We start from the raw sequence: 11,880 nt of genomic DNA, 5'->3' as shown, positions 1-11,880 counted from the left end.
CGAGGCCCGGAGGCGTCAAGACCGCTTCGTCATTCTGCCACGGGTCCGGGCGCCGGCTGACATGCGGGGCCTTGCGAGCCCCGCACGTCGGGTCATTCGCCGGACGTCGGATCGATGATCGTCCCCACCTTGCTGACGTCGTTGCACGGAAATCCGCCAGCCTCGGCGTGCTCGCGGACAGCTGCTTCGTCTTCGGCGATGTACACGCAGAAGATCTTGTCGTCGGTCACGTAGCTCTGCAGCCACTGGGCCCGGCCGCCCATGCCGGCCAGGACGGCGTTGGACTTGCCGGAGATGGCGTGGAGCTCGTCGGCCGAGAGCTGGCCGGCGCCGGGGAGTTCGCGTTCGATGACGTACTTGGGCATGTCAGTTCTCCTTGGTCGTGGATCCGGGTCGAATCCCTGACCTCCGACGCTAGGAGCGGCGGCCCGTCCGCTCATCGGGCAGAGCACCCATCTTCGGGAGCTCAGGGATGGGTCGTTCGACCCATCAACCCGTTGTCATAGGCGTACGCCGTCGCGGCCGTGCGCGTGGCGCTGCCCGTCTTGGCGAAGATGTTCGACAGGTGGCGCGCCACCGTCTTGGGGCTGAGCACGAGCACCTCGGAGATCTCCCGGTTGCTCTTGCCCGAGGCGAGCAGCCTGATCACCTCGACCTCCCGCGCCGTCAGGCCGGCCGGCGCCGTACCCCTCGTCTCGGGTGCCAGCACACCGAGACGCTCGAAGCAGGCCCGCGCGGCCGCATCCTCGCGATCGGCTGCGTCGACGTCCCCGCACGCCGCGTAGGCCCGGGCGAGCAGCATCCTCGTGCGCGCCGCCTCGTACGGCACCTCGAGCCGGGTCCACTCGTTGAACGCCATCCGCAACGAGGCGAGGGCTTCCATCACCCGCCCGCCCGCGAGCTGGACCGCGCCGGTGCAACGATGACCCTCGGCCGCGAGCCCTGCGCTCTCGAACAGGGCTGCGGTCTGGCCCACCTCGGCTGCCGACCGCTCGGCGAGCTCGAGGTCGCCGTGCGCGAGCGCGATCTCGGCCTGGGCGGCGTACAGGGGCGCGCGCTCGAGGCGACTCCCGCCCGACCCGGCGATGGCTGCCGCGACGGAGGCGACGGCGTCCGCGCACCGTCCCTCGGCGAGGCGGAGCAGCGCGATCCCCGGCTGGGGGTCGCGGCCGTGGTCGTGGGCTTGGCGGTAGGCCTGCTCCGCGCCGGCCAGATCGCCCCGGACCCGGCGTACCTCGCCGACCTCGTAGTAGGCGTCCGCGACCGCGAAGACGTCGATCCCGACCATGTCCTCGCACGCCCCCAGCGCTTCGGCCTCGGCCCCGGCCCAGTCGCCCTTGCTCTGCAGCACCTGAGCGCGATGCACCCGGCAGACACCCGGGAACAGCGACGCCAGCGGGAGCGGTTCGGTCCAGCGCCGCGTCGCCTCGGTCCATTCCGTGGCGCGGCGCAGGTCGCGCAGCTCGTTGCAGGCGTCCATCAGTCCGCAGTAGATGGCGCCCGTCCACAACGGACTGAGCTCGTCGGAGAGCGCCGCCAGCATCGCCTCGTCGAGCAGTGCCAGTCCTTCGGCCACCCGCGCCTGCTTGATCCGGATCCGGCCCTCGAAGAACACGCCCAGCGCGACCAGGGTCGCGTCGTCGTACCTGGTGCCGAGGTCCTGGAGGCGCTTGGCGCTGGCGTACGCCGCATCGAGGTCGGACCCGGTGAGCCCGGCGGTGCCGAGGTAGAGCGGGTACCCGTGGGCAGCGGACTCCGGCAGGTCCTCCAGCAGCCGGTTTGCCCGGCTCACCCACCCGGCACTCTGGGCCGGCTCACCCACGAGCCGCGTGTGGATCGAGAGCAGCACGGCGGTCCGGACCGCCGCCTCGCCGTCACCGAGCTCGACGTGCAGCCGGTGGGCCTCGGCGTAGAGCCGGATCGATTCCCCCATCAGCCCCAGCCACCAGGCGGACTCCGCCCGGCCCTCGATCACCGCACCGGTGCGGTCGGGCAGCGCGGCATAGGCGTCGTACGCCGCTTGCCAGTCCCGACGCTGGCGAAGCTCCTCGGCGAGCGCGATGCTGGACACGGGCTTCCCCCTTTTCCGAGAGTGTGACCGGAAAAGGGTGCGGGGACCAGCCCTACTGGACCTCGTCGCGCTGCAGCACGAAGACGTACGGCGCGGAGCCGCGCAGGTCCATCACGCCGAGCAACGTGTCGGCGTCCACCCGGCGGAAGACGTCGATGATCGGCAGGTGGTCGTAGACCATGCCGGCGCTGACGACGCCGCGGTACTCGACGGCCCGGAGCCGCGCCCGGTGCTTCTTCGTCTGCAGGGCGGCCTTGAGCGCGCCGACGGCGCCCTGGGAGCGATCGACCACGGCCGCCGGGATCCGGGGCGCGACACCGAGGGGCATCTTGCGGGGCTCGACGGCGAAGATCTCGCCTCCCCGGTTCCGGAAGAGCAGCGGATGGACGTGGTCGACGTCGTCGAACTGCTTGCCGTACCAGCCCGATGCCTCGAGCAACCCGTCCATCGGGTGACCGGTCCGCAGCTCCCGGCCGCGGTAACGGCCAGTGAGCTCTGCACACGTCACGGCGGGCAGCGCGTCGAAGAAGGCGAGCGCCGTCTCCGGGTCCGTCCCCTGCTCGAGCACGGCGAGCTCCGCGACGGCGTTCATGCGGGCAGGCGCAGCGCGCCGGGGGCGGTGGCGGGAACGGCGGGCGCCTTCGGGGTCACCGCGGCAATGCGCTGGTACGACGCCCCCAGGTCGGGCCGTGCGTCCTGCTCACCCTTGTTGGGCCAGAACGCCATCGCCCGCTCGGCCTGGGCCGTGATCGTGAGCGAGGGGTTCACCCCCAGGTTCGCGGTGATCGCACTGCCGTCGGCGATGTGCAGGCCGGGGTAGCCGTAGACGCGCTGGTAGGGGTCGATCACGCCGGTCTCCCGCGAGACGCCGATGGTGCAACCGCCGATGTAGTGCGCCGTGGCCGGGATGTTGAAGATGTCGGTGGCGACGTTGCCGGGATCGGCGTCGGCCGCGGCGGCGTACTCGCGAGCGATCTCGTGGGCCAGGGGGATCCAGTCGGGGTTCGGCTCGCCGGTCCCCTGCTTCGTCTTGAGCTGGCCACCCTTGAGGAACGAGGTGAGCGAGTTGTCGACCGACTGCATCACCAACAGGATCACGGACCGCTCGGACGCGCGCCGCAGGTCCAGCGACCGCAGCATGACGAGCGGGTGCAGGACGGCGCTCAGCAGGAACCTCATGAAGCGGAACGCGCCACCGTCGACCATCGGCACGGTCTGCGCGAACATCGAGTTCTGGCCCTTGCCGTAGGTGCAGACCTCGACGTGGGTCTGCGGCTCGGGGTGTATCGAGGAGGTGATGGCGACGCCCTGGGCGAAGTCGTCACGGCTCCTGCTCTGCACGCCGATGATCGCCTCGGAGTTGCTGCGGGTCAGCTCGCCCAGGCGCGGGGACAGCTCGGGCAGGGTGCCGTCGTCGCGCAGCTTGTGGAGCAGCTTCTGGGTGCCGAGGGCGGCCGCCGCGAAGACGACCTGCTGGGCGGTGAAGGTACGCCGGCCCTTGCGCAGCCTGCCGTTGGACCGCTCCGTCTCGACGACATATCCGTCGCCGTCCTTGCGGACCGACGTCACGGTCGTGAGCGCGTGGACCTCGGCACCGTTCTGCTCGGCGAGGTAGAGGTAGTTCTTGCCCGTGGTGTTCTTCGCGTTGTGCTTGCAGCCCGTGAAGCACTCCGAGCAGTGGATGCAACCAGCCCGGCGCGGACCGGCGCCACCGAAGTAGGGGTCCTCGACCTCCTGGCCCTCGTTGCCCTCGTTGAAGAAGACGCCGACCTGCGTCCTGTGGAACGTGTCGGCCACGCCGCGGTCCCGTGCGACCTGCAGCAGCAGGTCGTCCTTGGGGCCGGTGCGGGGGTTCTCCACGACGCCGAGCATCCGCTTGGCCTGGTCGTAGTACGGCGCCAGCTCGTCGTGCCAGTCAGTGATGTGGGCCCAGGCCTTGTCGTCGTAGAACGCGGGCAACGGCTCGTAGAGCGTGTTGCCGTAGATGAGTGACCCACCGCCGACGCCGGAGCCGCTGAAGACCAGGCACTTGCCGAGGACGCTGATCCGCTGCGGGCCGGTCAGCCCGAGCCGCGGCGCCCAGATCGACTTGCGCAGGTTCCAGTTGGACTTCGGGAAGTCCTCGGCGTTCCAGCGTCGGCCGGCCTCGAGCACACCGACCCGGTAGCCCTTCTCGGTCAGGCGCAGGGCCGTCACGCTGCCGCCGAAACCGGAGCCGACGACGAGGACGTCGTAGTCCCACTTGGTGCCACTGCTCATCAGGAAACCGCCTCGTAGTCAGCAGGGTCGAACTTCGCCTGCGCCTTGTACTGGATCCCGAGCCGGGGCCAGTTCGTCGTGATGCGTCCGCTCGCGGTGCGGTACCAGGACGAGCACTGGGTCCAGACGCTGTCCTTGAGCTGCGCCTGGATGCGCTCGTCGTACTGCTGCTCGACCTCGGGCCGCAGGGCGAGAGGACGCGCCACCTTCGCCAGGTGGGCGACGTAGTTGCCGAGGTAGGCCGCCTGCGCCTCGAGGAAGTAGATGATCGAGCCGCCACCGGTGTTGGTGTTGGGGCCGTACATGATGAACAGGTTCGGGAAGTGCGGGACGGTCATGCCGTAGTAGGCACGCGCCCCGCTGCCGGCCCACACGTCGTGCAGGTCGCGGCCGTCGTCGCCCTTGATCGACATCGGCGCGAGGAACTCGGTCGCCTTGAAGCCGGTCCCCCACACGATGGCGTCGACCTCGTGCTCACGGCCGTCGGCGGTCACGACGGCGTTGGGCGTGATCGCAGTGATCGGCTCGGTGACGACGTCGACGTTCGGCTGCGCGAGGGCAGGCAGGTAGTTGTCGGAGAACAGGACGCGCTTGCAGCCCATCGTGTAGTCCGGCCACACCTTCTCGAACAAGCCGGCCTTCGCCTTGGTCTGCTGGCGCATGTGGCGCTTCGACCTCGCCTTGAGCACCGCGGCGAGTGGGCGGGAGTAGACCCACGCGATGCTGAGGGCCTCGACGGCGCCGTACCAGGTCAGCCGCTCGGCACGCTCGGTGACGGGCAGCTTCTCGAACACCCGGTGGTGCCGCTCGCTGAACTCCCGGTCCGGGCGCGGGAGGATGTGCGGTCCGGTGCGCTGGAACAGCGCCAGGTGCCCGACCTGCTTCTGGAGCTCCGGGACGAACTGGACCGCACTGGCGCCGGTGCCGATCACCGCGACCCGCTTGCCCGTCATGTCGACCTCGTGGTCCCACTCGGCGGAGTGGAAGCTCTCGCCGGCGAACGAGTCGGCGCCGGCGATGTCCGGGATCGAGGGTCGCGACAGCTGGCCGACCGCGGAGACGAGCACATCGACCACGACGGCCTCACCGGTGCTCAGCTCGACCGTCCACTTCCCCGAGTCCTGGTCGAACGCTGCGCCGGTCACCTCGGTCCCGAACCGGATGTGGCGGCGGACGTCGTACTTGTCGGCGACGTGGCGGATGTAGTCGAGGATCGCGGGCTGCCGGGAGAACCGGTGCGGCCAACGCGGGTTGGGCTCGAAGGAGTAGGAGTAGAACGGCGACGGGACGTCACAGGCCGCACCCGGATAGGTGTTCTCGCGCCACACTCCCCCGACGTCGTCGGCCTTCTCGAGCACGACGATGTCGTCGAAGCCCTGCTTCTTCAGCTCGATCACGGCGGCCAGGCCACCGAATCCGGTGCCGATGACGGCAACAGACGGGATCATCTTGGACATCAGGCTTCCTTGCGTTGTGCCGCGTCGGCGAGGACAAGCCGGGCGCAGGTGGCGGGGTCGTCGTTGAACGGCAGGTGGCCGCAGCCGGGGAGGTCGACGTGGCGGGCGAACGGCAAGGCGGCACGGGCACGAGCGCTCTGCGTGCGATGGATGAGTACGACGTCACGGGTGCCCCACGCGACGGTGACCGGGATGTCGGGCAGCGAGCCCGGGTCGTCGTCGGGACCGAGCAGGTAGCGGCCGAAGTCCTTGCGGGCGGCGGGGAACGCGACGCCGGCCGCGAGCCCTGCCAGGTCGGCCCGGGCCACATCGGGATCCACGCGGCTCGGGTGACCGAAGAATCCACTCAGCAGGGCGATCCGGCCCGCCCGGTGGTCGACCAGCCGCCCCAGTGCGGGGCCGGCGACCTTGCCGGCGGAGCGCATGCCGGTGAGCATGGCCTGGGTCCAGCGCAGGCCGGGCTGGCCCCAGAAGCCGACCGGGGCGAACGCTGTCACACCCGAGGCAACACCTCGGCGGCCGAGCTCGAGGGCGACACCGCCGCCCATGGAGCTGCCGACCAGGTGGGGACGGTCGATGCCGTTGTCGGCGAGCCACCCGGCCAGCCAGTCGGCGTACCCGGTCGGTCCGGGACGGACTCCGTCGACGAGCGGCGAGGCACCGAAGCCGGGCAGGTCGATCGCGATCGTCTCGTGCTCCTCGGACAGGCGGTCGAGGACGGGCTCGAAGCACTGCCAGCGGCTGCCGATGCCGTGCACCAGCACGATCGGGCTGCCGGAGCCGCGCCGGTCGTGGGAGATCGTCGTCATCGCAGGTCCAGCCCGAGCGCGTCGACGGCGAGCGCCGAGCAGTGGTCGACGAACTCCTCGCGCGAGGTGTGGCGCACGCCCTCGCTCCAGGCGAGGAACAACGAGAAGATCGCGGCGGAGAAGCCGATCAGGGTCCAGCCGCCCGCGCCGCGCAGCTCATCGGCGCGCTCCGGGAAGACCTGCGCCACCACGGTCAGCACGAACTCCGGCATGGCCGCCTGTGATCGCGGACGCAGGGTGTTGTCGGCCGCCGACTCGCGGAACAGGATGCGGCCGAGCCGCGGGTCCTGCTCGAAGAGGGCGACGGCGGTGTCGAAACCGGTACGGATGGCGCCCGTCAGGTCCTCGCCCTCCGCGGCCGCGGTGACGGCCGCGAGGATCGGCTCACGGATCCGGTCGACGGTCTCGTCGTAGACCGCTTCCAGGAGCTCCTCGCGAGTGGCGAACAGCTCGTAGAAGTAGCGCGGACCGACGGCAGCCTCGCGGCACGCGGCACGCATCGTCAGCGCCGCGACACCCTGGGTGCCCAGCAGCTCGATGCCCGCCTCGACCAGTCGGTGCCGGCGGTCCGCCTCGCGGGCGTCGGGTGTCTGGCCCTGCCAGAGGCGCCCCGCAGGGGCGTCCGTCTCGGCATCGGTCGGGGTCGTCGCAGTGGACATGCGCCGAACATACAGGAATCAAGCGATTCCCGGAAGCAGGTGATTCCTGTTTTTACTTCGCGGCCTTGGCGGCGGCTTTGACTTCCTTCTTGTGGTCGCGCACCTTCTGCAGCGACACCGGGTCCACGACGTCGGCCACGGACCGGAAGCCGTCGAGCGCGTAGTCCCCCGCCGCCTTCTCCCACCCGGTCGGGCGTACGTCGAGCTGCTTGGCCACCAGCGCGACGAAGATCTTGACCTTCTGCGCCCCGAAGCCGGGCAGTGCCTGGATCCGCTTGGCCAGGTCCTTGCCGTCGGTGGCCTCCGTCCAGATGCGGGAGGCGTCGCCGTCGTACTCCTCGACCACGATGCGGGCCAGCTCCTGCAGCCGCGCGGCCATCGAACCGGGGAACCGGTGGATCGCCGGGGTCGTCGAGCAGAGCGCCGCGAACTCCTCGGGGTCGGCGGCCGCGATCGCTGCCGGGTCGAACGGGCCGAACCGGCTGACGACCTTCTGCGGGCCGGCGAAGGCGTGCTCCATCGGGTACTGCTGGTCCAGCATCATCCCGACCAGCAGGGCGAAGGGGTTTGTCGACAGCAGCTCGTCGGCGTCCGGGTTGTCGGTGATGTGGATGGCCATGGCCTCATCATTCCCTGCGTGCGGTGAACGGGGTGGAGCGCTCCGGGTCGCGGGCTGCGGCGGACCAGCTGTGTCCGGCCCACCCGCCAGGCCGCTCAGGCTGGAGAGGGCACCCCGACGCCCCGGCGAAGGCGAACCCACCGGCCTGCCGCCACCAGCCCGAACCCGACCAGGAAGATGGCCAGCGTGACCAGTCCGTAGTCCCACGGGAACTCGTCGGAGACTCCCGCGTCGTCGCGCCAGTCCTTCAGGAAGTCAGGCATCAGATAGAGGTTCTGGTAGCTGAAGGCCCACAGGTACGCGATGGAGTACGCGACGTTGGCAGCGAGGTGGGACTTGAGGAAGTAGCCGACCGGGAACGCGACCAGCAACGTGACGACGGCGATCATGACGCGGTCCCGGCCGTCGCGACCGTCGCCGACCGATGGGCGGGCGCGAACATCAGGTACACGGTGAGGACGGTCAACAAGATGCTGACCCCGACCATGATCCGGATGCCGGCCGGGATGCCTTCCACGAACAAGGCGGGCAGCCCGGTGGCAGTGTTGAGCACGACGGCCCCGGCGGCGATCCGGGCGGCGCGAGCATTGCCGCGCCAGGCCAGGACCACCGCAACGAGGCCGATCACACCCAGCACCGTTCCGATGGCGAGGATGAAGAGCGGGGGCCCGGGGTCCCCGTCGGGGGCAGGGAAGAGCACGCTCGGGATCGCGGCAACGCTCATCAGTCCGGCGAGGCCGTAGCCCCACTTCTGTCGGGTGGTGATGTCCATGATGACTCCTTGGGAGGGGATGAGGCCTCCACCTTGAGCGCGCCACCCTTCCCGCGGGGCGGCAGCGGTTCCCGATCATGTTCCCGCACCCTCCCGCCCCACGGGAATGATTTCCCGGGTCAACCGGACCGAACCACGGTCATGATGAGCACATGACGCTGCGGATCGTGATCGCCGACGACCACCCGGTCGTGCGCAGCGGCCTGCGAGCTCTTCTCGCGACGATCGATGGCCTCGAGGTCGTCGGCGAGGCAGCCGACGGACAGGCCACCGTTCGCGAGGTGCAGCTGCTCCGGCCGGACGTGGTCCTGATGGACGTGCGGATGCCGGGTTTCGACGGCATCGAGGCCACCCGGCAGATCCGGCAGAGCGTGCCGGAGACCGCGGTGCTGATCCTCACGATGTACCACGACGACGCCACCGTGTTCACTGCGATGCAGGCCGGCGCCCAGGGCTACCTGCTCAAGGGCGCCGAACAGGACGAGATCGTGGGCGCGCTCCGCGCCGTCGTCGCCGGGCAGGCCATCTTCGGCCCCGGCGTGGCGGCACGAGTCCTGGCGCACTTCAGCGCAGCACCGCCCGCTCCGACCTCCTCGCCGTTCCCCGAGCTCACCGACCGCGAACGGCAGATCCTGGCCCTGCTCGCGTCGGGACGACGTACGGGGGCGATCGCTCAGGAGCTGTACCTGTCTCCCAAGACGGTCAGCAACCAGCTGACCGGCATCTTCGCCAAGCTCCAGGTCTCGGATCGGGCATCAGCGATCACCCGAGCCCGCGAAGGGGGCCTCGGAACGTGATCAGCGACGCCGAGGTCATCGGCATCGTGGTCCTGGCTGCCAGCTGCTGCGTCAGCGGACTCGCGCTGATCTGGCTTCGCCGGGCGCGAGCCAGCGGTGCGTGCCTGTTCCTCGGCGGCGCGATGTTCCTGGCTGGCGCCCTGGCTCTCGCCAACGGCGACACGCAGGTCGCGCTGCTGACGACGGGCGCCGTCCTCCTCCTGCCGCTGGCTCTGACGTGCTACCCACGAGTCGAGCTGCACCATCCGGTCGACGTCGCGGCCCTCGTCGTCGTCAGCGGCGCCGGCGTGGTCGCGGTCGCAGGACCAGCGGTGTCCGGATCAGGCGCGCGCGCCGACTTCCTCCTCGCAGCGGGGATCGTGGTGGTGTGCGTCCTCGTCCTGCACACCTGGTGGAAGGTGGAGCGAGCCGAGGGGGACGAACGACGCGCACTGGTGTGGATGACGCTCAGCGTCGGCGTCGGTGTCGTCAGCCTCTTCGTCGTCGCATTCACCAACGACGGTGCCGGCGAACCCGGCGACCGCCTCCAGGTGGCCTTCGCAACCTGCTACGCGCTGTTCGGCCTGATCGGCCCTGCCCTGTACGTCGGGCTGCGCCGTCCCGAGATCGTGGACGTGCGCGGCCTGGTCGTGCGCGGCGTCGTGCTCCTGACGGCGGTCGTCCTCTACATGGCGATCTACGCCACCGCGCAGGGAGCGCTCGAGGTGCTCGGCGACCGGGTGCCGTCGGTGGGGACGATGGCGTTCCTGGCAGCGCTCGCCGCGATCACCTTCCACCCGTTCCAGGTCGCGATGCGCGGTGTCATCGACGAGCTCCTCTTCGGCACCCGTCCGGACCCCCTGGGCGCCGCGAGCCACGTCGCCGCGAACATCGGCGACGACCCGGAGCTGGCCCTGCAAGCGATTCGGGAAGCACTGGTGCTGCCTCATGCCGAGCTCCGCGTCGACGGCAGGACGATCGCCAGCTCGGGCGCCGCCGTCCCCCACACCCGCGCGCTGCCCCTCCCCCTGGGAGCGGATCACGTCGGCGAGCTCGTGCTCGGGTTGCGCGCCGGCGACCTGGGCCTGACGGCCGACGACACCCGGGTGCTCCGGCTGGCCACCCCGCTGCTCGCCCAGACGCTGCGCGCGCTCGCACTCGCCGAGGATCTCCAGGAGTCGCGGGAGCAGACCATCACCGCCATCGAGGAGGAGCGCCGCCGCCTCCGTCGCGACCTCCACGACGGCCTCGGCCCGCGTCTGTCCGGCATCGCCTTCACCTCCGACGCCGTGCGGAACTCGATGCGCCACGACCCCGATGCGGCCGAGGAGCTGCTGCGCACCCTGCGCGCGGAAACGGTCAACGCCATCGGGGAGATCCGGCGCCTCGCCTACGCCATGCGCCCGCCGGCGCTCGACGAGCTCGGACTGGTGCCGGCACTGATCCAGCAAGCAGGCTCCTTGCGTACGGCGGACGGCCGGGCGTTCAGCGTGACGATCGACGCCGCGATTCCGCCGCTCACCGCGGCCGTCGAGGTGGCGGCGTACCGGATCCTGGTCGAAGGACTGACCAACGCTGCCCGGCACAGTGGCTCGGACGTGGCCCGCGCGGCGCTCTCCCTGGTCGGTGACGCATTGCTGCTCGAAGTGCAGGACTCCGGGCGATCCGACGCCGCGTGGGTGACCGGGGTCGGAGTCTCATCGATGCGTGAGCGCGCCGCGGAGCTCGGCGGGACGCTGGAGGCCGGGCCGACGGGAGACGGGGGCTTCGTCCGCGCGGTGCTGCCCCTCAACCTGCTCAATCTGCCGGGTCGCTGACCTGCCGGGCCACGATCGATGCCAGGCCGGGCCACAGCACGTCCATCAGCTGCTCGACCACGACGTCGATCGTCGTGTCCGCGTGGCGTCGCCACCACTTCGCGGTCTGCTCGGCGGCACCCGAGATCGCGTGCGCATAGGCCACGGCTGAGTCCTCGGCGAGGCCCGGGGCTGCCGAGCGGACGAGGGCGGCGATCACCTCGACGGTCTGGTAGCGGAACGCCGCGGACAGGTCGGCGACCGATCCCGATGCGGCAGCTCCACCGCCGAAGAGCACGTCCCACTTGGAACCACCGTCGCGGACGAACGTGAAGTAGGCCCGGAAGCCGGCACGCAGCTGGTCCTCGGCGGCGTCGTACTCCCCCGCGGCCGCGACCACCGCGTTGTCGAGCACCTCCCGGGCAGCCCGGACGCACTCGAGGTAGATCTCGTCCTTGTCGGCGAAGTACTTGTAGATCAGGGTTCGAGTCACGCCCGCTGCCGCGGCGATGTCGTCGACGGCCGTCCCCTGGACGCCGAGACGCGCGAACACGTCCTCGGCGACGGCGAGGAGCTGGGCACGGCGAGCCTCCGGCGCCAGGCGCCGTCGGGGTCCGTGGTCGTCGGTCGAACGGGGACGAGAACTCACGACCTGAGCCTAG

13 protein-coding genes are annotated in these 11,880 nt (G+C 70.5%); 2 read left to right on the top strand and 11 right to left on the bottom strand.

What is annotated here, in order from left to right:
• Positions 1 to 92: 92 nt before the first annotated feature.
• From ASD84_RS12825 to ASD84_RS12780, 10 genes are all read right to left on the bottom strand, one after another.
• Positions 93 to 365, bottom strand: coding sequence for a DUF4242 domain-containing protein (locus ASD84_RS12825; protein ID WP_056711163.1), 273 nt, complete (start codon positions 363 to 365; stop codon positions 93 to 95).
• 101 nt (positions 366 to 466) lie between these two features.
• Complete coding sequence (locus ASD84_RS26100) at positions 467 to 2,071, bottom strand: helix-turn-helix domain-containing protein (RefSeq protein WP_056711161.1); 1,605 nt, start codon at positions 2,069 to 2,071, stop codon at positions 467 to 469.
• Positions 2,072 to 2,123: 52 nt separating this feature from the next.
• Positions 2,124 to 2,663 carry a DUF4334 domain-containing protein gene (locus tag ASD84_RS12815; RefSeq protein WP_056711159.1) on the bottom strand — a complete coding sequence of 180 codons (540 nt, stop codon included), beginning with the start codon at positions 2,661 to 2,663 and terminating at the stop codon, positions 2,124 to 2,126.
• Complete coding sequence (locus ASD84_RS12810) at positions 2,660 to 4,330, bottom strand: GMC oxidoreductase (RefSeq protein ID WP_056711157.1); 1,671 nt, start codon at positions 4,328 to 4,330, stop codon at positions 2,660 to 2,662. Before ASD84_RS12810 ends, ASD84_RS12815 begins: the two co-directional genes overlap by 4 nt.
• On the bottom strand, positions 4,330 to 5,787 hold the full coding sequence (locus tag ASD84_RS12805; protein ID WP_200954557.1) for a flavin-containing monooxygenase: 1,458 nt from the start codon (positions 5,785 to 5,787) through the stop codon (positions 4,330 to 4,332). Before ASD84_RS12805 ends, ASD84_RS12810 begins: the two co-directional genes overlap by 1 nt.
• On the bottom strand, positions 5,787 to 6,596 hold the full coding sequence (locus tag ASD84_RS12800; protein WP_056711155.1) for an alpha/beta fold hydrolase: 810 nt from the start codon (positions 6,594 to 6,596) through the stop codon (positions 5,787 to 5,789). The genes ASD84_RS12805 and ASD84_RS12800 overlap by 1 nt, the downstream gene beginning before the upstream one ends.
• Complete coding sequence (locus ASD84_RS12795) at positions 6,593 to 7,255, bottom strand: TetR/AcrR family transcriptional regulator (protein WP_056711153.1); 663 nt, start codon at positions 7,253 to 7,255, stop codon at positions 6,593 to 6,595. The genes ASD84_RS12800 and ASD84_RS12795 overlap by 4 nt, the downstream gene beginning before the upstream one ends.
• 52 nt (positions 7,256 to 7,307) lie before the next feature.
• Positions 7,308 to 7,874: an HhH-GPD-type base excision DNA repair protein gene (locus ASD84_RS12790; RefSeq protein ID WP_056711151.1), complete on the bottom strand. Its 567-nt coding sequence runs from the start codon at positions 7,872 to 7,874 to the stop codon at positions 7,308 to 7,310.
• Positions 7,875 to 7,969: 95 nt separating this feature from the next.
• Positions 7,970 to 8,263: a hypothetical protein gene (locus ASD84_RS12785; protein ID WP_056711149.1), complete on the bottom strand. Its 294-nt coding sequence runs from the start codon at positions 8,261 to 8,263 to the stop codon at positions 7,970 to 7,972.
• Positions 8,260 to 8,646, bottom strand: coding sequence for a hypothetical protein (locus tag ASD84_RS12780; RefSeq protein WP_056711147.1), 387 nt, complete (start codon positions 8,644 to 8,646; stop codon positions 8,260 to 8,262). Before ASD84_RS12780 ends, ASD84_RS12785 begins: the two co-directional genes overlap by 4 nt.
• 152 nt (positions 8,647 to 8,798) lie before the next feature.
• Here ASD84_RS12780 and ASD84_RS12775 point away from each other — a divergent pair, with 152 nt between their 5' ends.
• Both ASD84_RS12775 and ASD84_RS12770 read left to right on the top strand, forming a co-directional pair.
• Positions 8,799 to 9,443, top strand: coding sequence for a response regulator transcription factor (locus tag ASD84_RS12775; RefSeq protein ID WP_056711145.1), 645 nt, complete (start codon positions 8,799 to 8,801; stop codon positions 9,441 to 9,443).
• Entirely contained in the window at positions 9,440 to 11,239 is a 1,800-nt protein-coding gene (locus tag ASD84_RS12770) for a sensor histidine kinase (protein ID WP_056711143.1), read from the top strand. Before ASD84_RS12775 ends, ASD84_RS12770 begins: the two co-directional genes overlap by 4 nt.
• On the opposite strand, the gene ASD84_RS12765 is transcribed toward ASD84_RS12770, so the two are convergent.
• A complete protein-coding gene (locus tag ASD84_RS12765) occupies positions 11,220 to 11,867 on the bottom strand; it encodes a TetR/AcrR family transcriptional regulator (RefSeq protein WP_056711141.1) in 648 nt (215 codons plus the stop codon). The genes ASD84_RS12770 and ASD84_RS12765 overlap by 20 nt on opposite strands.
• Positions 11,868 to 11,880: the final 13 nt, after the last annotated feature.

This window comes from Nocardioides sp. Root682, assembly GCF_001427795.1.
In the GTDB taxonomy this organism is placed as follows: domain Bacteria; phylum Actinomycetota; class Actinomycetes; order Propionibacteriales; family Nocardioidaceae; genus Nocardioides.
Note: the sequence above shows the minus strand (reverse complement) of the source record. Positions and strands in the feature narration are given on the sequence as shown.

Coding starts and splice junctions, on each gene's coding strand:
- ASD84_RS12825 (WP_056711163.1), bottom strand. CDS start 365: ATGCCCAAGTACGTCATCGAACGCGAACTCCCCGGCGCCGGCCAGCTC.
- ASD84_RS12815 (WP_056711159.1), bottom strand. CDS start 2,663: ATGAACGCCGTCGCGGAGCTCGCCGTGCTCGAGCAGGGGACGGACCCG.
- ASD84_RS12810 (WP_056711157.1), bottom strand. CDS start 4,330: ATGAGCAGTGGCACCAAGTGGGACTACGACGTCCTCGTCGTCGGCTCC.
- ASD84_RS12805 (WP_200954557.1), bottom strand. CDS start 5,787: ATGTCCAAGATGATCCCGTCTGTTGCCGTCATCGGCACCGGATTCGGT.
- ASD84_RS12800 (WP_056711155.1), bottom strand. CDS start 6,596: ATGACGACGATCTCCCACGACCGGCGCGGCTCCGGCAGCCCGATCGTG.
- ASD84_RS12795 (WP_056711153.1), bottom strand. CDS start 7,255: ATGTCCACTGCGACGACCCCGACCGATGCCGAGACGGACGCCCCTGCG.
- ASD84_RS12790 (WP_056711151.1), bottom strand. CDS start 7,874: ATGGCCATCCACATCACCGACAACCCGGACGCCGACGAGCTGCTGTCG.
- ASD84_RS12785 (WP_056711149.1), bottom strand. CDS start 8,263: ATGATCGCCGTCGTCACGTTGCTGGTCGCGTTCCCGGTCGGCTACTTC.
- ASD84_RS12780 (WP_056711147.1), bottom strand. CDS start 8,646: ATGGACATCACCACCCGACAGAAGTGGGGCTACGGCCTCGCCGGACTG.
- ASD84_RS12775 (WP_056711145.1), top strand. CDS start 8,799: ATGACGCTGCGGATCGTGATCGCCGACGACCACCCGGTCGTGCGCAGC.